We start from the raw sequence: 19,030 nt of genomic DNA on the forward strand, positions 1-19,030 counted from the left end.
CGGCCGATACGGTGGGGTCTCGTGAGCACCACCCCCTCCCGCGTCTTCGTCGCCCGCCTGGTCGGGCTGCCGATCTTCGACCCCCAGGGCGACCAGGTCGGCAAGGTGCGCGACCTGGTGGTGGCCCTGCGCACCGAGGCGAACCAGCCGCGCGTCCTCGGTCTGGTCGCCGAGGTCTTCGGCCGTCGGCGCATCTTCGTCCCGATGACCCGCGTGACCAACATCGATGCCGGGCAGGTCTACACCACCGGGCTGCTGAACATGCGCCGCTTCCAGCAGCGCCCCACCGAGACCCTGGTGATCGGGCAGATGCTGGATCGCACCGTGCGGGTGGTCGGCTCCGAGGTCACCGGCGAGGTCTACGACGTCGCGATGGAGCAGGCCCGCAACCGCGACTGGGTGCTCAGTCGCATCGCACTCCAGGAGCCCGGCCGAGGGTTCCGGCGCAAGGGCCAGACCCACGTGCTGGAGTGGAGTGAGGTCAGCGGGCTGACCCGCACCGAGGACTCCCAGGGCGCCACGCAGCTGCTGGCCACGCTGAACGAGATGCGCCCGGCCGACGCGGCCAGTGTCATCCACGACCTTCCCAAGGAGCGGCGCAGCGCGGTCATCGCCGAGCTCGACGACGAACGCCTCGCCGACGTCCTCGAGGAGCTCCCGGAGGAGGACCAGGTCGAGATCCTGGAGCACCTCGACTCCGAGCGGGCCGCCGACGTCCTCGAGGAGATGTCCCCCGACGACGCCGCCGACCTGATCGCCGATCTCCCCCCGGAGACCGCCGCCCAGCTGCTCGAGCTGATGGAGCCCTCCGACGCCGAGGACGTCAAGCGGCTGATGTCCTACGCCGAGCACACCGCCGGCGGCATGATGACCGTCGAACCGGTGATCCTCCCGCCCGACGCGACCATCGCCGAGGCTCTTGCCCACGTGCGCAACCCCGACCTGACCACCTCGTTGGCCGCGCTGATCTACGTGTGCCGCTCTCCTCTCGAGCCGCCCACCGGCCGACTTCTCGGTGTCGCGCACATCCAACGACTGCTCCGCGAACCCCCCTCGACCCTGGTCGCCGCCGCACTGGACAAGACCCTCGACCCGTTGCGACCCGAGATGGGCATCGACGCGGTGGCCGCTCATCTGGCCGCCTACAACCTCGTGGCCGCTCCCGTGGTCGACGAGGACGGGCGGCTGCTCGGCGCGGTCACCGTCGACGACCTGCTCGACCACATGCTCCCGGAGAACTGGCGGGAGCAGGCACCACGCACGGGGGTGAGGCATGGCTGAGCGCAGGACCCGTCTCGACACGCCCCGCGAACTACGCCGACCGCTGGTCCGGCGGCCGTCGTACGACTCGGAGGTGTTCGGCGTCTTCGCCGAGCAGTTCGCCCGGTTCATGGGCACCGCCCGCTTCCTGATCTACATGACCCTGTTCGTGGTGGTGTGGATCGGCTGGAACGCCCTGGCGCCCTCATCGGTGCGGTGGGACGACTACCCCTACATCTTTCTGACCCTGATGCTCAGCCTGCAGGCGTCGTACGCCGCTCCCCTGATCCTGCTCGCGCAGAACCGGCAGGAGACCCGTGACAAGGTGATCGCCGAGCAGGACCGCCAGGCCAACGCCCGCGCCCACGCCGACATGGAGTTCTTGGCCCGCGAGGTCGCGTCGTTGCGCATGGCCGTCGGCGAGGTCGCCACGCGCGACTTCCTGCGATCCGAGCTGCGCAACCTCGTGACCGACCTGGAAGAGCTCGCCAGCGGTGGCCCGGAGGAGGAATCCCCCGATCCCGAGGACGGGACCGAAATCGTTGAACCTCGGAGCACCACGTAGTCTTGGGGATCATGAGCACCCCCACGATCGAACAGGTCAATGCCGCCCTGGCAACCGTCAACGACCCGGAGATCAAGCGCCCGATCACCGAGTTGAACATGGTCGACCGTGTCGAGATCGGTGACGACGGCAACGTCTCGGTGACCGTGCTGCTGACCGTGGCCGGCTGCCCCCTCAAGGACACCATCACCCGCGACGTGACCGCCGCTGTGACCCGGGTGTCGGGCGTCACCGGCGTCGACCTCGAGCTGGGCGTGATGACCGCTGATCAGCGTGCGGGCCTGCAGGAGGTCCTCCGCGGTGGCCAGGCGCAGCGCGAGATCCCGTTCGCGCAGCCCGGCTCGCTGACGAAGGTCTACGCGATCGCCTCCGGCAAGGGCGGGGTCGGCAAGTCGTCCGTCACCGTGAACCTCGCCCTCTCACTGGCCAAGCAGGGCCTGAAGGTCGGCGTCCTCGATGCCGACATCTACGGCCACTCGGTGCCGGCCATGCTGGGGGTGGGCGACGCCCGCCCCACCCAGGTCGAAGACCTGATCATGCCGGTGCCCACGCCCTCCGGCGTCTCGGTCATCTCGATCGGCATGCTCAAGCCCAAGCGCGAGCAGGTGGTGGCCTGGCGCGGCCCCATGCTCGACCGGGCCCTGGTGCAGATGCTCTCCGACGTCTACTGGGGCGATCTCGACGCGCTCCTCCTCGACCTGCCCCCCGGCACGGGCGACGTGGCCATCTCGCTGGGCCAGCACCTCCCCAACGCGGAGGTGATCGTGGTGACCACCCCGCAGGAGGCCGCCGCCGAGGTCGCCGAGCGGGCCGGGACGATGGCCTCGATGATGCACCAGCGCGTCGTCGGCGTGATCGAGAACATGAGCTACCTCGCCTGCCCGCACTGCGCCGAGGAGGGCAAGGACCACCGGCTCGAGATCTTCGGCTCCGGAGGTGGCGACCGCGTCGCCGCGACCCTCTCGGCGCGCTTCGGGTACGACGTCCGCGTGCTGGGCCGGATCCCGCTCGACGTGTCCCTGCGTGAGGGCGGCGACTCGGGCAAGCCCATCGTCGAGGCCGACCCGACCGCACTGGCCGCGCAGGAGCTGACCCGCATCGCCGAGGATCTCTCCGGCCGGGGTCGCGGACTGGCCGGCATGCAGCTCGGACTGACGCCCTCCAGTCGGTTCTGACCCGTGTTCGACATCGGCCTCGCCGAGATGGCGGTCATCGCCCTGGTGGCGGTGCTGGTGTTCGGACCCGACAAGCTGCCCGATCTCGCCCGGCAGGCCGGTCGCTTCATCCGGCAGATGCGCACCTATGCGAACGCGGCCCGTGATGACCTGCGCAACGAGCTCGGGCCTGAGTTCGCCGACCTCGAACTGCGTGACCTCGACCCGCGCACCATCGTGCGCAAACACCTCGCCGAGGCCATGGCCGACGACGCCGAGGTCGAGACACCAGCTGGGCAGCGCGCTCTGGCGATCGGCGAGCTTCCGCCGTACGACGTCGACGCGACCTGACCGCTGTCCGCGCCCTCCGAGGGCGTGTGTGGGGGCCAGCAGCCGACCCCGTGCCCAGTCAGGCCCGCGTGTGCACGGCCGCGATGCTCTCGAAGGCGCACAGCAGGACCTCGCGTCGCTCGCCGGTGACGGCTTCGACGAAGTCCCTGCCCACCCGGACCGGCACCGCGTCGTACTGACTGCCGTCGACCAGACGCACGCAGCAGCGCTCCTGTGACTCACTGATCCGGCGCAGGGCCGACCCGAAGCCGAGTCGTGCGGTCACCGGCCAGGCGTCACGTGGCACCGAGCGGGGCGAGACGCCCTGCGCGGTGAGGAGCGCCGGCAGACGGATGATCCACTCCTGGCTGCCCGACTCGAGCAGGCACCAGTCGGCGGCGACTCGCACCAGGCGCCCCCGGACTGCGCCGAGACCGGCCACCCGGAGAGTGAGCGCGGAGCCGATGCTGGCCATGAGCCGGCCGGCCGCCTCGACCCCGGCGTACTCGGCCCGGGCCCGGTCGGCGACCTCCAGCTGACGCTCGGCGTCGAAGGCCGCGACGGCCTCGCCCTCGAGGTCGTCGAAATAGGCGAAGAGGTCTGCCTCCCAGGTCATGGCCTCGACCCTTCCGGGCCGGTCTCGGCCTGTCAACAATCGTCACCTGTGGAGAAACAGTTGACAGGACATTCCAACAGACGTTCACTGAAGCAAACGCAAGCAAACGAAAGCTTCAGAGATGACTCGGGTTCTCTACGCAGCGCCGTCAGCCGCTCGTTGCCTGCTGGTCTGGGCAGCGGTGACCGCCGCTGCGGTCGGCGCGCTCGCCTTCCTCGCCCCCGACCTGGGCCGGGTCACGGCCCTGACCGACCCGGCCGAGCTGGCAGCGGTCCCGTTCGACGACGCGCTGGTGGTGCTGGCCGTGGTCGCCCTGGCCGCCTGCGTCGTCTGGTGGTGGGCGACGGCCTCCCTCGCCGTGCTCGAGGCCGCCACCAGCATCCGCTGCTCGGGGTGCCCTCGCCTCCTGCGCCGTGCCGTGCTGCTGGCCTGTGGCGTCACCCTCGCGTCGGGGCTCTCCCCCGCCGTCGCCGAGCAGACCGCCGGTCAACCACCCCTCCCCGACCCCGGGCACTCGCTCATCGCCGGGCTCCAGGTGCCTGACCGGGCACCCACGGTCGCGACCCAGGTGCCGGGTGCACGGCCCGCGACCGCCCGGGTGAGGTCTGGGGACTCGCTGTGGCTGATCGCTGCACGCACCCTGCCTGCCCGGGCCCCGATTTCCCGGATCGACGCCCAGTGGCGCCGGATCTGGCACAGCAACCGGGTCACGGTCGGCGACGACCCCGACCTGATCCATCCGGGCACACGCCTGCGCCTGCCACCGCCCACCCCCACCCGACCGTCCAAGGAGAAGTGATGTCGACAACCCCCAACAATGTCCGGCCCCTGGTCAGTCCGCGTCAACCCGTGGAGGCGGCCGGTGTGAGCTTCCAGGGCACCCTCGCCCTCGACCTGGACCGCGACCTGGAGCCGCCGTGGGCGCCGGACCAGCCGACCCGACGCGGGGCGGACGTGGTCGCCGTCTCCGCGCCGACCCGTCACGATCTCCATCGATGGATCGTCACGTTCGCCCAGGCGTGCGTGGAGGTGATCGGCGGGGACCGCCCCGCCTCACAGCTGATCCGCTGGACCTCGCCCCAGGTGCACACCGAGGTCGCCTATCGCGCGGGCGTCGTGGCCCGTGCCGGGGTGCACGCCGCAGGTCACGGGCGTGGTCGCCGCCCCACCGTGCGATCCCAGGTCCAGACAGTGCACACCTGCTTCCTCGCCGAGGACATCGTCGAGTTCTGTGTGCGGGTCAAACACGGCGAACGCAGTCGTTGCCTGGCCGGCCGTCTCGACGTCGTCGCCGCGCGCTGGCAGTGCACCGCCCTGGAGTTCGGTTGATCACGCAGCTCGACAGACACGTCCGTGGATTGCCGTCACCTGGTGACGGCAATCCACGGAACAAGCACGCTGCAACCCGTCTCAGCCGTTGACGCGCGTGGTCAGGCCGGTCGGCCCGCCCGGTGCACCGTGGCACTTCTTGTACTTCTTGCCCGAGCCACAGGGGCAGTCGGCGTTGCGGCCGATGTTGGCGAACGGATCGTCGACGTCGGTGGTGACCGTGCCGCCCGAGACCTCTGCCTCGCCGTCCTCGGAGGGGCCGGTGTAGGACAGGTTCGTCGGTGACTTCGGCGCCTCGAGCCCCTTCGCGATGATGCGTGGGACCTCGTGCACGTGGGTCGGCTCCTCGACGTCGGCCTCGACCGTGTCGGCCTCGACGATCTCGTCGGGCTCGACGTCCTCCTCGACCTCGACCTCGAGGTTGAACAGGAAGCCGACGGACTCCTCCTTGATGCCGTCCATCATGGCCTGGAACATGTCGAAGCCCTCGCGCTGGTACTCGACCAGCGGGTCGCGCTGGGAGTAGGCCCGCAGGTAGATGCCCTCGCGCAGGTAGTCCATCTCGTAGAGGTGGTCACGCCACTTCCGGTCGAGCACCGAGAGGACCACGCGACGCTCGAGCTCGCGCATGTTCTCCTCGCCGACCAGCGCCTCGCGTTCGTCGTACGCCTTCTGCGCGTCCTTCTGCAGCATCGTGGTGAGCTCGGCGCGAGACATGGCGGCACGACCGCCCGCCCCGTCCTCGATGTCGGAGAGCTTGAGGCTGACCGGGTAGAGCTGCTTGAGGGCGGTCCAGAGCGCGTCGAGGTCCCACTCCTCGGCAAAGCCTTCGGTGGCACCTGCGACGTACGCCTCGATGACGTCGTCGACGAACGTGCGCATCTGCTCTTCGAGGTCGGCGCCCTCGAGGACCTCGCGACGCTCTCCGTAGATCACGTGGCGCTGGCGGTCCATCACGTCGTCGTACTTGAGGACGTTCTTGCGGGACTCGAAGTTCTGCGACTCGATCTGGCCCTGGGCGTTGGCGATGGCGCCGGTGACCCGCTTGTTCTCGATCGGCACGTCGTCGGGCACCTTGAGCATGGTGAGCACCCGGTCGACCCAGTCTGACTTGAACAGGCGCATCAGCTCGTCCTGGAGCGACAGGTAGAAGCGGGACTCACCCGGGTCACCCTGACGGCCGGAACGACCACGCAGCTGGTTGTCGATGCGGCGGGACTCGTGGCGCTCGGTGCCGACGACGTAGAGCCCGCCGGTCGCCTTGACCTCGTCGTGCTCGGCCTTGACCTGCTCCTTGATGCGGGCCAGAGTCGGCTCCCACTCGGCCTCGTACTCGGCCGAGGTCTCTCCCTGGGGCTCGAGGCCCTTCTTGCGCAGCTCCTCGTCGGCGAGGAACTCCACCGAGCCGCCGAGCATGATGTCGGTGCCTCGACCGGCCATGTTGGTGGCCACCGTGACCGCACCCTTGTGACCGGCCATGGCCACGATGCGCGCCTCGTCGGCGTGTGCCTTGGCGTTCAGCACGCTGTGCGGGACGTTCTTCTTCTTCAACAGCCCCGAGAGCAGCTCGGACTTCTCGACGGAGACGGTGCCGACCAGCACCGGCTGGCCGTTGTTGTGGCGTTCGACGATGTCGTCGCACACCGCGAGGTACTTGGCCTCCTCGGTGCGGTAGACGAGGTCGGCCTGGTCCGCACGGAGCATCGGCTTGTTGGTCGGGATCGGCACCACGCCGAGGTTGTAGATCTTGTCGAACTCGCTGGCCTCGGTCATCGCCGTACCGGTCATGCCGGAGAGCTTCTTGTAGAGACGGAAGTAGTTCTGCAGGGTGACCGTGGCGAGCGTCTGGTACTCCTCGCGGACGGTCACGCCCTCCTTGGCCTCGATCGCCTGGTGCAGGCCGTCGTTGTAGCGACGGCCGGCCAGCATGCGCCCGGTGTGCTCGTCGACGATGAGCACCTCGCCGTCCATGACGACGTACTCCTTGTCCTTGCGGAACAGCTCCTTGGCCTTGATGGAGTTGTTCATGAAGGAGATCAGCGGGGTGTTGACCGAGTCGTAGAGGTTGTCGATGCCGAGGTGGTCCTCGACCTTGGTGATGCCGGGCTCGAGCACGGAGATGGTGCGCTTCTTCTCGTCGACCTCGTAGTCGACGTCGAGCGTCATCGTCCGCGCGATCTTGGCGAACTCGGCGTACCAGCGGACCTCGTCCTGCGTGGGGCCGGAGATGATCAACGGGGTCCGGGCCTCGTCGATGAGGATCGAGTCGACCTCGTCCACGATCGCGTAGCCGTGGCCGCGCTGGACGCAGTCCGCGATGTCGGAGGCCATGTTGTCGCGCAGGTAGTCGAACCCGAGCTCGTTGTTCGTGCCGTAGGTGATGTCGCAGTTGTAGGCCTCGCGACGCTCGGCGGGACGCATCGACGGGAGGATCACGCCGGTGGTCAGGCCGAGGAAGTGGTGGATGCGGCCCATCATCTCGGACTGGAACTTGGCCAGGTAGTCGTTGACCGTGACGATGTGGACGCCCTGGCCGGCCAGCGCGTTGAGGTACGCCGGCAGGGTGGCGACCAGGGTCTTGCCCTCACCGGTCTTCATCTCGGCGATGTTGCCCTGGTGCAGCGCCGCGCCACCCATGATCTGCACGTCGTAGTGACGCTGGCCGATCACCCGGTTGGCCGCCTCGCGCACGGTGGCGAAGGCCTCCGGCATGATGTCGTCGAGGGTCTCGCCCTTCTCCAGGCGCTCCTTGAACTCCGCGGTCATGCCACGCAGCTCGTCGTCGCTCATCTTGACGAAGTCGTCCTCGATCGCGTTGACGGCCTTGGCCACCGCTTCGAGCTGACGAACGATCTTGCCCTCGCCGATGCGGAGGATCTTGTCGAGGATGACAGGCACGAGGAGGAGCTCCCTGGGTAGATGGTCGAGCCGGCACCGGGCCTAGCCGCCCCGCGCCGCAGGCAATGCTACCCACGGCTCCAACAATTTCCCCACCGAACCCCGAGCCCGGTGCACGGACCTCATCGGCCGTGGATCCCGGCTCACAGCTCCAGTGTGGTGCGGCGCCTACCGAGTTCGGCGGCAAGTGCCGGGGCCAGATCGCCGCGCGGCTCGACGACGATGTCGTCGAGAGCCAACCAGGTCGCCATCTGCCGCAGTTCGGCGGCCAACTCCCCAGCGGTCTCAGGTGGCGCCGACTCCTCGGCGTACGCCGCCTTCACCAGCAGGCGCCCGGCCTGACGGTCGGCCTTGAGATCGACGCGGCCGACCACCCGGTCGCCGAGCAGGAACGGCAGCACGTAGTAGCCGTGCACCCGTTGCGCCGCGGGCACGTAGATCTCGATGCGGTAGTGGAAGTCGAAGAGTCGCTCGGTTCGTTCCCGCTCCCAGACCAGCGGGTCGAACGGGCTGAGCAGCGCCCGCGCCCTCACCTTGCGGGGCAGCCGGGCCCCGGTGTGGAGGTACGCCGGCCGCTTCCACCCCTGCACCTGCACCGGCTGCAGCTCGCCGGCCTCGACCAGGGTCCCGATCGCGGTGCGGGCATCGGATCCGTCGCCAGCGGGTTGCAGGCGCATGCGGTAGTAGTCGGCCAGGCAGCGCGCGCTGGCCACCCCGTGTGACCTCGCCGCGCGCCGGACGAGCTCGACCCCGGCCTCCGCCGGTGTGGGCGTGGGGGCATCGAGCACGTCAGCCGGCAGAACTCGCTCGGGAACGTCGTAGAGCACCTCGAACGAGCCGTTGCGGCCGGCGATCGCCACGTCCCCGACGAGGTAGAGGTAGTCGAGAACCTTGCGCGCCTCGGACCAGTTCCAGCCCCAGTGCTGCTTGACCCGTGGCCCGCTGGCGAAGTCGGCCTCCAGGTCGCGCGCGGTCACCGGGCCCCGGTCACGGACCGCCGCCAGGACACCGGACTCGAGCGCCTGCTCCGTGTCGGGCAGGCTCCACCACTTGCCCCGGCGCTGGCGGTAGGCCGCCATCCGGTGCCGCATGAACGGCCACAGCTCCACGGGCATCAGCGCCTGGACGTGAGCCCAGTACTCGACCAGCTGACGCGGCTGCCGACCGCTGCCGCCACTGGCCCGATGCAGGAGGTCGACGTCGTAGGGCCCCATCCGCGAGTAGAGCGGCATGTAGTGGGCACGCTGCAGCACGTTGACCGAGTCGACCTGCAGCACCCCCGTGCGTGCGACCGTACGACGAAGCGTGCGCAGAGTGGGACGGGCATGGCGCGGGTCGAGGAACCCCTGGGCGGCCAGGGCGATCCGACGGGCCTGACCGACCGAGAGCGACTCCACGATCAGGGGATGTCGAGCAGCTTCTCGCGGACGGCGTACATGACGGCCTCCATGCGCGAGTGCAGCTGCAGCTTCTCCAGGATGTTGCGGACGTGGTTCTTGACGGTGTTCTCGCTGATGAACAGCTGGCGAGCAATCTCACGGTTGTTCATGCCACGGGCAACCAGGCGGAGGACCTCGAGCTCACGCTCGGTCAGGCGCAGCCCGGTCGGCTGTTCGCGCTCGGGCCGCGACATCTGCTTGAACTCGTCGATCAGCTTGACCGCCATCGACGGGCTGATCAGTGACTGGCCGTCGGCGACCACACGCACGGCCTGCGCCACCTCGTCGATCGAGGAGTCCTTGAGCAGGTAGCCCGAGGCACCGCTCTTCACCGCCTCGTAGAGGTCGGCCTCTTCGTCGGAGACGGTGAGCATGATGATCTTCGCCGAGGGCACGGTCTCCTTGATCGCCACGCAGGCCTCGATGCCCGACCGCTTGGGCATGCGCACGTCGAGCAGCACCACGTCGGGGGCGACGCTCGCCGCCAGGTCGGTGCCCTCGATGCCGTCGCCGGCCTCGCCGACCACCTCGATGCCCGGCTCGACGCCGAGCAGCATGGTCAGACCTCTTCGGAACAGCTCCTGGTCGTCGACGACCAGGACGCGGATCGGCTCGGAATCACCCAATTGGTTGCTCTCGCTCACAAGGGCATCATGGCACGACCGGGTGACAGCCTGCTCATTTCCACACCCGGTCGTACCAGATGCCCGCCATCCGAACGAGTCAGTCGGACAGTTCCAACGAGATCACGCCGTAGTCATAGCCACGGCGCCGGTAGACGACGGCAGGACGTTCGTTGTCCTTGTCGACGTAGAGGTAGAAGTCGTGGCCCACCAGCTCCATCTCGTAGAGCGCCTGGTCCAGGGTCATCGGCACCGCAGGGTGCGACTTCTCCCGCACCACGAGCGGGCCGTCACCGGTGACGGTGATGGGCCCTACCTGACGCTCGGTCGTCACGACACCGTCGCCCTCGGCGACCGACGGCTCCACGGGCTCCGCAGCAGCCAGTGCCTCGCCGACGGAGACCGGGGTGTGCCGACCTCGATGCACCCGCCGTCGGTCCGCGGCGCGCCTCATCTGGGCGGCCATCTTGTCGAGGGCCAGATCGAGCGCTCCCATCTTGTCCTCGGCGGCGGCCTCGGCCCGGATCACCGGTCCCTTGGAGTGCGCGGTCAGTTCCACGCGGACGGCACGGTCGTGCTGACGGGGGTTGCGCTCCTGTTCCACCTCGACCAGCACCCGCATGATGCGGTGGTCGTGCTTCTCGAGTCGGGCCAGCTTCTCCTCGACATGACCGCGGAACCGATCCGACACCTCACAGTGCCTCGCGTTCACCACAACATCCATGTAGACCTCCCGTGCATCAGTTGGTTACTTGAACATGCCGCGAGACCGCCCGAAGGGCGGCCCCCGGACGCGCAGGTGGAGTCCGTCCGGCCGACCTGGTCTTCGACCCCACAATCGCCTGCTGCAGCTCTCGCGGCTTGGTGCCACTACCCACCGTCTCCCGACGCTTCGTCGTATATGACGACGAGGCCGGGGCAGGACTTACCTCTAAGCCGCACCGTGATCGTCCGAGCTCAAGGGACGGATCCGTGTGCCCCTGCGCGGGGCACACGGGGACTGTTCCCCCGTGCGTGGACTTACGTGGACCGTTTCGCCTGCGACTGGCTTCGGCTTGCCGCCAGGGCTCCATGAGCCTGCTGACGACGCAACCACGGACCCGAACGGACTCCATGCACAGACGCTAGTCGCTTCCCGCTGACAAGGCCAGCGATCCGCCTGAAAGTTCGCTGTGCGCAGCACCGAGCGGAGGCGCCGCCCACATGCCGGCGTCTCCGGCTCATCCAGTACCCAACCCGGGCAGTCTCTTGCGCGTCGCCGCCACCGTGGCCACGCCGAGCACGCCGATGCCGCTGGCGCCGAGCGCCCGTTGGGCCTCCCGGGCCGTCGCCCCTGTGGTGAGCACGTCGTCGCAGACCACGGCCCAGCCCTGCCGGTGCCGGCTCGCCAGCCGTTGCAGCCGCTCCGAGGGCACCGACATCGACCCGGCCAGGTTGGCCTGTCGACCGGCGAAGTCCAGGTCGCCCTGGTCGAGCACCCGGCCGACCCGGAGCAGCCGGACGCAGTACGCCGGGGTGCCGCGCCGGCGCAGTCCCGCTGCCGCCACCCGGGTCAGCAGGTACGTCGGGTCATGGCCACGGGCCCGCACCGACGCCGGCTGGGAGGGCACCGGCACCAACAGGAGCGGCGTGCGCGCGTGAACGCCTCCGCTGGCTGCCACCCGCTCGACAGTCGCTGCCAGCAGATCGCCCAACGGTCGTCGGAGGCCGAACTGGTGGTGCTCCTTGTGCCCCAGGATCAGCGTGCGGAGAAGGCCGTCGTACTCCCCGGCGGCCCAGGGGCGGATCAGGCCGGGCGGCGGCGGAGTCGGCATCGCCTCCCGTGCGAATCCCTGCAGCGTGGCCAGGCAGGTCGGGCACACCAGCACTCCGGCCCGACCGCATCCGGGGCAGGCGGCCCCGGTGACCAGGTCGACGAGGGAGGAGAGCACCGCACCATCCCAGCCTGCCCAGGGCGCCCGGACAAGGAGTGATTCGCAGGCTGTGGATCAACCGACGTAGGTGAGCTCCTTGAGCCCCTCGCCGGGCGGCGTCGGATCGGACTCGGCGCTGAGGTCGTGCGGCTCACCCGACGCGGCCACCGCCCAGGTGACCAGGTTCTCGGCCGGGGAGCTGACCAGCGCGACGATGTCGTCGCGGACCAGCTCGATCGGCACCTCGAGGGGTTGCACGAAACGGGATCCGTCGACCGAGAAGGTGGTCACTTGGGAGAGCTCGTCGGTGATCGGCCGGACCAGGGCCACCGCGGTCGGCGAGAACCAGGCGATGTCGGCGATGCGCACCTTCTCGCCGTCGTCGACATGGATCACCTCGGCCCTGGTCCCGCGTAGACGGGATCCGATGAGAGCCAGGCGACTCTGGACGACGACGTCACGACGGGCACCGCGCACTACGGCCACCAACCGGGTGCCGTCACGCGAGACCAGGAAGCGGCTCACTGCCTTGCCGGAGACACCGGGCACCGTCACCTCACGCACCCGTCCCTTCCACCAGTACCGGATGACCGCACCCTGCGGCGTACGGTCCAGCATCCACAGCCGTCCGGCCACGTCCCAGGCGGGCTTGAGCAGGTCGGTCCGTCCGGAGTCGAGTGCCACCGGCTGCTCGTCCTTGTCGACCGAGGCCAGGACGACCGACGAGCGGTCCCCGGTCACCCCGGCTACCCGACTCGCGTCCAGGTCGACCGCGAAGGTGGCGAGGTCGTAGTCATGCGCGCCGAAGGGGCCGCTCACCCGGGTCGCGCTGGCACCGACCGAGGAGACCATCCGCCCGTCGCGCAACGCGAAGAGGCCCTGCCAGGACCCGTCGCCGACGGGGTTGTACTCCTCGCCCATGTCGACGTCGAAGTCCGAGGACGTCCCCGACACGGTGACCGGTGTCTCGTTGATGGTGAGGCGGATTCGACGTACGGACGGGTCCTGACGCAGGGTCCAGGCGATCTGCACGCTCATCAGCTCGGCGCTCTCGGCGTCGAGGGGCGCGGTCTCCCCACGCAGGGACACCTCCGCGACACCGTCCGCGGAGACCGGGGCAGTCAGGTCGAGGCTCAGGTCGTCGGGGATGTAGGACCGGGTCACGCCCTGGAGCCTTCTGCCCGGGCCGAGCAGCAGCGAGCGCATCAGGACTGCCGAGAGCTGCCCACCACGGGGCACGAAGACCGGCTCGGGAACCACGACGCGTGCCGTGGGGTCGAGGAAGTAGAGCGAGGCCTGACGGTAGCGGGCCGCGAAGAACTCGTCGGACACGATCATCGCGTCGGGCGGGTCCTCGATGCGCCACTCGCCGTTCTCGACGGTCATCGCGAACTTCAAGGTGCGCTGGTCGGCGGGCAGCGTTCCCTGCCACACCCCTCGACCGTCGAGGTGGTGTGCGTTGAGCACCGTCACCGACACCTCCTCGTTGCCGGTCGGGGTGAGGATCCCGTCATAGGTGATCAGCTGCCGATCGGGGTGCCAGCTCTCGCGCGCCTCCTCGGAGAGGAACTGCTTGGCCACCGAGGTGGTCGTGGGGTTGGCCATCATCGCGTCGAGGAAGTGCCCGACGATCTCGGTGGCCTCCTCCCCCGCCTGTGGGGGACGCGGGTCATAGGGGAAGCCCGAGTCCTGGCTCGAGGTGGGCCGGTCGTCACCGACCTGGACGTCGCCACTGTCCGGCAGCCCGACGCACGCCGAGCACATGGTCAGGCACAGGGCCAGGATCATCAGGAGGCGTGGGTGCGTCATGGCGTCAGCTCCTCAGCGTCCTCGGGCACCAGCGGCAGTGGGCTCTGCCGGAGGGCGGCCCCGGCACGGCGTGGCAGCGTCAGCCGGAACTGTGCACCTCGCCCGGGCTGGCCCCAGGCCTGCAACCAGCCCCCGTGGAGGTGCGTGTCCTCCAGGGAGATGGACAGGCCCAGACCGGTGCCGCCGCTCGTGCGGGCCCGGGCCGGGTCGGCCCGCCAGAACCGGTTGAAGACCAGCGATGCCTCGCCGGGAGCGAGCCCCACGCCGTGGTCGCGTACGGCGATGGCGGCCGCGTGGTCGTCGCCGTTGACCAGGATCTCGATGCCGCGGCTCTCGGCATGATCGATCGCGTTGCTGACCAGGTTGCGCACGATGCGCTCGACCCGGCGGGTGTCCGCCTCGGCCAGACAGGGTTCGGAGAGGGCCCGCACCGTCACCGTGGTGTTGCGTTGTTCGGCGACTGCCCGGGTCATGTCGACCACCCGGTGGGCGACGTCGATCAGGTTCACGTCGTCGAGGTCGAGCGCGGCGGCCCCGGCATCGAACCGGCTGATCTCCAGGAGGTCGGTGAGCAGGCCCTCGAACCGGTCCAGCTCGGTCTGGAGGAGCTCCGCGGCCCGGGCGGTGACCGGGTCGAACTCCTCGCGCGCGTCGTGGAGCACGTCTCCGGCCATGCGCACCGTGGTGAGCGGCGTCCGGAGCTCGTGGGAGACATCGGAGGTGAACCTGCGCTGGACCCGCGAGAGCTCCTCGAGCTGCCGGATCTGACGCTGCAGGCTGGAGGCCATCTGGTTGAAGGAGGTGGCGAGTCGCGCGATGTCGTCGTCGCCTCGCACCCGCATCCGCTCCTCGAGCTCCCCGGCAGCCAGTCGCTCGGCCACCCGTCGCGCCATCCGGATCGGGGTCACCACCTGGCGGGTGACCAGCCACGTGAGGCCGGCGACCAGCACCAGTAGCAGGGCTCCTGCGGTGACCAGTGCCCGGGTGACGAGGTCGAGTGTCTCTCGTTCCTGCTGCATCGGGTAGAGGTAGTAGATCGTGTAGAACTCGGCGTCTGCCGGCAGCTGGATGGTGGAGCCGACCACGATGCCGGCAGTGTCGGACTTTCCGCTGCCGGGCAGGTAGCGGATCCGGGAGAAGGCCCAGGCCGTCGAGCCTCCGTCATCGAGGTGCTTGACGAGATCCGCCGGCACACTGTCGAGATCCAGGCCCTCGGAATAGCGCGGACCGCTCCCCGAGAGGTCGGTCGGCTGGTCGCCGATCGGCCCGTTGAGCACGACCAGGAACCCGCGCGAGCGGCCTCGGGCGATGATGGGGTCGACGAGCTGCTGCAGCTGCAGGCTGGCCTCGTCGTCGGTGCCGGGAACGGTGGCCAGCCGGGCGCGGGCGTCCGCGGTCTCGTTCGCGGCCTCGGCGACCACTCGATCGACGCGGGCATCGACCAGTCCGTCGCGGGTCTGCTGCAACAGGAACCACCCCACGACCCCGACCACCAGCGCTGAGAGCAGCACCGTGCTCGCGACGACGCGGGCCTGGATGGAACGCCGCCAGAACGTGAGTCCGCGCCGGATCGCCTCGGTCGGGGTCCGGGAGGGCATCTAGGCCTGGTCTCTCGGAGGGGCAGGCGACCGCCGTTCGAGGAGCAGGGCCCGGGGCGTGTCTCTCATGGCCCGGGCCTACTGGGTTCCGGCCTTGTATCCCACACCGCGCACCGTCACGACGATCTCGGGGTTCTCCGGGTCGTGCTCGACCTTGGAACGGAGCCGTTGGACGTGCACGTTGACGAGCCGGGTGTCCGCGGCGTGACGGTAGCCCCACACCTGCTCGAGCAGCACCTCGCGGGTGAAGACCTGCCAGGGCTTGCGAGCCAACGCCACGAGCAGGTCGAACTCCAGCGGGGTCAGGTTGATCGGGGTGCCGTCGCGGGTGACCGAGTGACCGGCGACGTCGATGGAGAGGTCACCGATGGTGAGGCTCTCCTGCACCGCCTGCTCGGTACGGCGGACCCGGGCCCGGATCCGGGCGACCAGCTCCTTGGGCTTGAACGGCTTGACGACGTAGTCGTCGGCCCCGGACTCGAGGCCGACGACCACGTCGACGGTGTCGCCCTTGGCGGTGAGCATGACGATGGGTACGCCGGACTCGGCGCGGATCTCCTTGCACACGTCGATGCCGTCCTTGCCGGGCAGCATCAGGTCGAGCAGAAGCACATCGGGACGGAACTCGCGGAAGTCCGCCAGCGCCCGGTCACCGCGCGAGCAGACCCGCGCCTCGAACCCCTCCTGTCGGAGGACGATGGTGAGCATCTCGGCAAGGGACGCGTCGTCGTCGACGACGAGGACGCGTCCCTTGGTGCCGTAGTCGCTGGCTGCGCTCATGTGAGTCGTACCCGCTCAGTAGCGGTACTGCTCCGACTTGTAGGGGCCCTCGACGGGAACACCGAGGTAGTCGGCCTGCTCCTGGGTGAGCTCGGTGAGCTCGACGCCGAGGGCATCGAGGTGCAGCCGGGCGACCTCTTCATCGAGGTGCTTGGGCAGCACGTAGACGCCGACCGGGTAGTCCTCGGTCTTGGTGAAGAGCTCGATCTGCGCCAGCACCTGGTTGGTGAAGGAGTTGGACATCACGAAGGACGGGTGACCGGTCGCGTTGCCGAGGTTGAGCAAGCGGCCCTCGGAGAGCACGATGACCTTCTTGCCGTCGGGGAAGATCCACTGGTGGACCTGCGGCTTGATCTCGTCCTTGACGATGCCGTCGATCTTGGCCAGGCCGGCCATGTTGATCTCGTTGTCGAAGTGGCCGATGTTGCCGACGATGGCCTGGTGCTTCATCTTCTCGAAGTGCTCGACGCGGATGATGTTGAAGTTGCCGGTCGTGGTGATGAAGATGTCAGCTGTCTCGACGACCGACTCGAGGCGCTTGACCTCGAAGCCGTCCATCGCCGCCTGCAGCGCGCAGATCGGGTCGATCTCGGTGATGATGACGCGCGCACCCTGGCCGCGGAGGGACTCGGCCGAGCCCTTGCCGACGTCGCCGTACCCGCAGACGACCGCGACCTTGCCGCCGATCATGACGTCGGTGCCGCGGTTGATGCCGTCGATCAGGGAGTGGCGGCAGCCGTACTTGTTGTCGAACTTCGACTTGGTGACCGAGTCGTTGACGTTGATCGCCGGGAAGAGGAGCGAGCCCTCCTTGAAGCGGTCGTAGAGGCGCAGAACACCGGTGGTGGTCTCCTCGGAGACACCCTGGATGTCGTTGGCGATGTCGGTCCAGCGCGTCGTGCTGGTCTCGAGCGAACGGGCCAGGACGCGCAGCACCTCCTTGAACTCCTCGTTGTCGGTGGAGTCCTGGCCGGGAACCTGGCCGGCCTTCTCGAACTCGACGCCGAGGTGGACGAGCATGGTGATGTCGCCACCGTCGTCGAGAAGCATGTTCGGACCGACCGGGTTGCCGGCCTCGTCCTTGAAGTCGAAGACCTTCTCGGCCTCGTCCCAGTACTCGCCGAGGCTCTCGCCCTTCCAGGCGAAGACCGGGGTGCCCTGCGGGTCCTCGACGGTTCCGTTGCCGACGACCACCGCGGCAGCGGCGTGGTCCTGGGTGGAGAAGATGTTGCAGGTGGCCCAACGGACGTCGGCACCGAGGGCGACGAGGGTCTCGATCAGCACACCGGTCTGGATGGTCATGTGAAGGGAGCCGGCGATGCGGGCGCCCTTCAACGGCTGGGCGTCGCCGTACGTCGTACGCAGCGAGACGAGGCCGGGCATCTCGTGCTCGGCCAGGGTGAGCTCCTTGCGGCCGAACTCGGCCAGGCTCAGGTCAGCAACCTTGTAGTCCATCGAATAGTCCTCAACGTTTTCGACTGGGTTCCGCGGTGCATCTGCATCTATTCGGGATCTCCCGCGCGGACTCTCGTCCAGCCTACAAGCGTGTGCCGTCGCCCACGGAATTCTCGCCCGGCCTGCGCGTCCGTCCGGTTGCGGGTCAGTGCGAGTTCTCGGCCGCGTGCCCGAACGGCAGGAAATGCATGATCACCACGACCACGGCTCCCACGATCAGGCCGATGACGGCCGAGGCGATGGTGTTGACCAGCCAGCCGAGCGCTGCGCCGATGCCGGAGACCGCCTCGTGGACCTCGTGCTCCAGGTGGTGCACGAACTCGTAGGGCGGGTGCCAGCCGAGGTCGTCGACCCCGACCAGGAGGATGTGCCCACCGACCCACAGCATGGCCGCGGTGCCGACCACGGAGATGACGCCCAGCAGTGCAGGCATCCCCTTGACCATCGCGTGGCCCACCTTCTGGGCGAGTCCCGAACGGAACCTGGTCATCGCGACACCGATGTCGTCCATCTTCACGATGATCCCGACCACACCGTAGACCAGTGCGGTGATGCCGAGTGCCACCACGACGAGGATCGCCGCCCGGGCCAGGAACGACTGGTCGGCGACCTCGTTGAGCGAGATGACCATGATCTCGGCGGAGAGGATCAGGTCGGTGCGGATGGCACCGGCGACCATGGTCTTCTCCTCGTCGGGGCTGATCTCGGCCTTGACGTCATCGGTCGTGATCTCGTGCCCACTGAGCTTCTCCCAGATCTTCTCGGCCCCCTCGTAGCAGAGGAACGTGCCACCGCACATCAGGATCGGGGTGAGCAGCCACGGGAGGAACTGACTCAGCAGCAGTGCCAGCGGCAGGATGATCAGGAGCTTGTTCTTGATCGACCCGATCGCGATCTTCTTGATGATCGGCAGCTCACGCTTGGCGGCCACACCGGAGACGTACTGCGGCGTGACTGCGGTGTCGTCGACCACCACTCCTGCGGCCTTCGCGCTGGCGCGGCCGGCGGCGGCACCCACGTCGTCGATCGAGGCCGCGGCCACCTTGGCCAGCGCCGCGACGTCATCGAGGAGCGCGAAGAGGCCGGCGCTCATCGGCGGGTCACCACGGCGTCGTCGGCTGGGGCATTGGCGCACGGGTGTGTCATCACGCGCTCAGTCTAGGGGGCCGTCCCCGCTCGCCAACTCTTCGATAGTCCCTGACGTTCGGCCCCTCACCCATGGATAGTCCCTGACGTTCGGCCCCTCAAGGGGGCCGAACGT

At 68.8% G+C, this 19,030-nt stretch carries 17 protein-coding genes; 6 read left to right on the plus strand and 11 right to left on the minus strand.

The features are described 5' to 3' along the window. The first annotated feature begins 21 nt into the window (after nt 1-21). The 4 genes from NJ4_RS15140 to NJ4_RS15155 are packed head-to-tail and all read left to right on the plus strand — an operon-like array spanning nt 22 to nt 3,330. The gene (locus NJ4_RS15140) at nt 22-1,281 is read left to right on the plus strand and encodes a magnesium transporter MgtE N-terminal domain-containing protein (protein ID WP_067436879.1); all 1,260 of its coding nucleotides are present in this window, start codon (nt 22-24) and stop codon (nt 1,279-1,281) included. After that, nucleotides 1,274-1,825, plus strand: coding sequence for a DUF1003 domain-containing protein (locus NJ4_RS15145; RefSeq protein ID WP_067436882.1), 552 nt, complete (start codon nt 1,274-1,276; stop codon nt 1,823-1,825). The genes NJ4_RS15140 and NJ4_RS15145 overlap by 8 nt, the downstream gene beginning before the upstream one ends. A gap of 11 nt (nt 1,826-1,836) precedes the next feature. After that, nucleotides 1,837-3,000 (plus strand): Mrp/NBP35 family ATP-binding protein, encoded by a 1,164-nt coding sequence (locus NJ4_RS15150; protein WP_067436886.1) that lies wholly within the window; start codon nt 1,837-1,839, stop codon nt 2,998-3,000. Nucleotides 3,001-3,003: 3 nt separating this feature from the next. After that, complete coding sequence (locus NJ4_RS15155; protein ID WP_067436889.1) at nt 3,004-3,330, plus strand: sec-independent translocase; 327 nt, start codon at nt 3,004-3,006, stop codon at nt 3,328-3,330. A 58-nt stretch (nt 3,331-3,388) separates the two neighbouring features. Here the strand turns inward: NJ4_RS15155 and NJ4_RS15160 are convergent, their stop codons facing one another. Beyond that, a complete protein-coding gene (locus tag NJ4_RS15160; RefSeq protein ID WP_067436891.1) occupies nt 3,389-3,925 on the minus strand; it encodes a hypothetical protein in 537 nt (178 codons plus the stop codon). Between the two features lie 121 nt (nt 3,926-4,046). Between NJ4_RS15160 and NJ4_RS15165 the strand changes: the two genes are divergently transcribed. Together NJ4_RS15165 and NJ4_RS15170 are read left to right on the plus strand one after the other, a co-directional pair. Continuing rightward, on the plus strand, nt 4,047-4,724 hold the full coding sequence (locus tag NJ4_RS15165) for a LysM peptidoglycan-binding domain-containing protein (protein WP_157551154.1): 678 nt from the start codon (nt 4,047-4,049) through the stop codon (nt 4,722-4,724). After that, on the plus strand, nt 4,724-5,254 hold the full coding sequence (locus tag NJ4_RS15170) for an Rv3235 family protein (RefSeq protein ID WP_157551155.1): 531 nt from the start codon (nt 4,724-4,726) through the stop codon (nt 5,252-5,254). Before NJ4_RS15165 ends, NJ4_RS15170 begins: the two co-directional genes overlap by 1 nt. Before the next feature lie 81 nt (nt 5,255-5,335). Here NJ4_RS15170 and secA read toward each other — a convergent pair whose 3' ends face one another. The 10 genes from secA to NJ4_RS15220 form a co-directional block, all read right to left on the minus strand. After that, entirely contained in the window at nt 5,336-8,152 is a 2,817-nt protein-coding gene (gene secA / locus NJ4_RS15175) for a preprotein translocase subunit SecA (protein ID WP_067436899.1), read from the minus strand. A 143-nt stretch (nt 8,153-8,295) separates the two neighbouring features. After that, nucleotides 8,296-9,549, minus strand: coding sequence for a winged helix-turn-helix domain-containing protein (locus NJ4_RS15180; protein ID WP_067436902.1), 1,254 nt, complete (start codon nt 9,547-9,549; stop codon nt 8,296-8,298). Between the two features lie 2 nt (nt 9,550-9,551). Next, nucleotides 9,552-10,235, minus strand: coding sequence for a response regulator (locus NJ4_RS15185; protein ID WP_067436905.1), 684 nt, complete (start codon nt 10,233-10,235; stop codon nt 9,552-9,554). 79 nt (nt 10,236-10,314) lie between these two features. Further along, nucleotides 10,315-10,938 (minus strand): ribosome hibernation-promoting factor, HPF/YfiA family, encoded by a 624-nt coding sequence (gene hpf / locus NJ4_RS15190; RefSeq protein ID WP_067436908.1) that lies wholly within the window; start codon nt 10,936-10,938, stop codon nt 10,315-10,317. A gap of 496 nt (nt 10,939-11,434) precedes the next feature. After that, the gene (locus NJ4_RS15195) at nt 11,435-12,145 is read right to left on the minus strand and encodes a ComF family protein (RefSeq protein WP_067436911.1); all 711 of its coding nucleotides are present in this window, start codon (nt 12,143-12,145) and stop codon (nt 11,435-11,437) included. A 57-nt stretch (nt 12,146-12,202) separates the two neighbouring features. Continuing rightward, nucleotides 12,203-13,936 (minus strand): LpqB family beta-propeller domain-containing protein, encoded by a 1,734-nt coding sequence (locus tag NJ4_RS15200; RefSeq protein WP_067436914.1) that lies wholly within the window; start codon nt 13,934-13,936, stop codon nt 12,203-12,205. Further along, nucleotides 13,933-15,534, minus strand: coding sequence for an MtrAB system histidine kinase MtrB (mtrB, locus tag NJ4_RS15205; protein ID WP_067436917.1), 1,602 nt, complete (start codon nt 15,532-15,534; stop codon nt 13,933-13,935). The genes NJ4_RS15200 and mtrB overlap by 4 nt, the downstream gene beginning before the upstream one ends. A 78-nt stretch (nt 15,535-15,612) precedes the next feature. After that, nucleotides 15,613-16,314: an MtrAB system response regulator MtrA gene (gene mtrA / locus NJ4_RS15210; protein WP_067436921.1), complete on the minus strand. Its 702-nt coding sequence runs from the start codon at nt 16,312-16,314 to the stop codon at nt 15,613-15,615. A 15-nt stretch (nt 16,315-16,329) separates the two neighbouring features. Further along, nucleotides 16,330-17,769: an adenosylhomocysteinase gene (gene ahcY / locus NJ4_RS15215; RefSeq protein ID WP_067436924.1), complete on the minus strand. Its 1,440-nt coding sequence runs from the start codon at nt 17,767-17,769 to the stop codon at nt 16,330-16,332. A 145-nt stretch (nt 17,770-17,914) separates the two neighbouring features. Then, on the minus strand, nt 17,915-18,862 hold the full coding sequence (locus NJ4_RS15220) for a DUF808 domain-containing protein (RefSeq protein ID WP_067436927.1): 948 nt from the start codon (nt 18,860-18,862) through the stop codon (nt 17,915-17,917). Between the last annotated feature and the right edge of the window lie 168 nt (nt 18,863-19,030).

This window comes from Nocardioides jensenii JCM 1364 = NBRC 14755 (assembly GCF_001552535.1).
Lineage (GTDB): Bacteria > Actinomycetota > Actinomycetes > Propionibacteriales > Nocardioidaceae > Nocardioides > Nocardioides jensenii.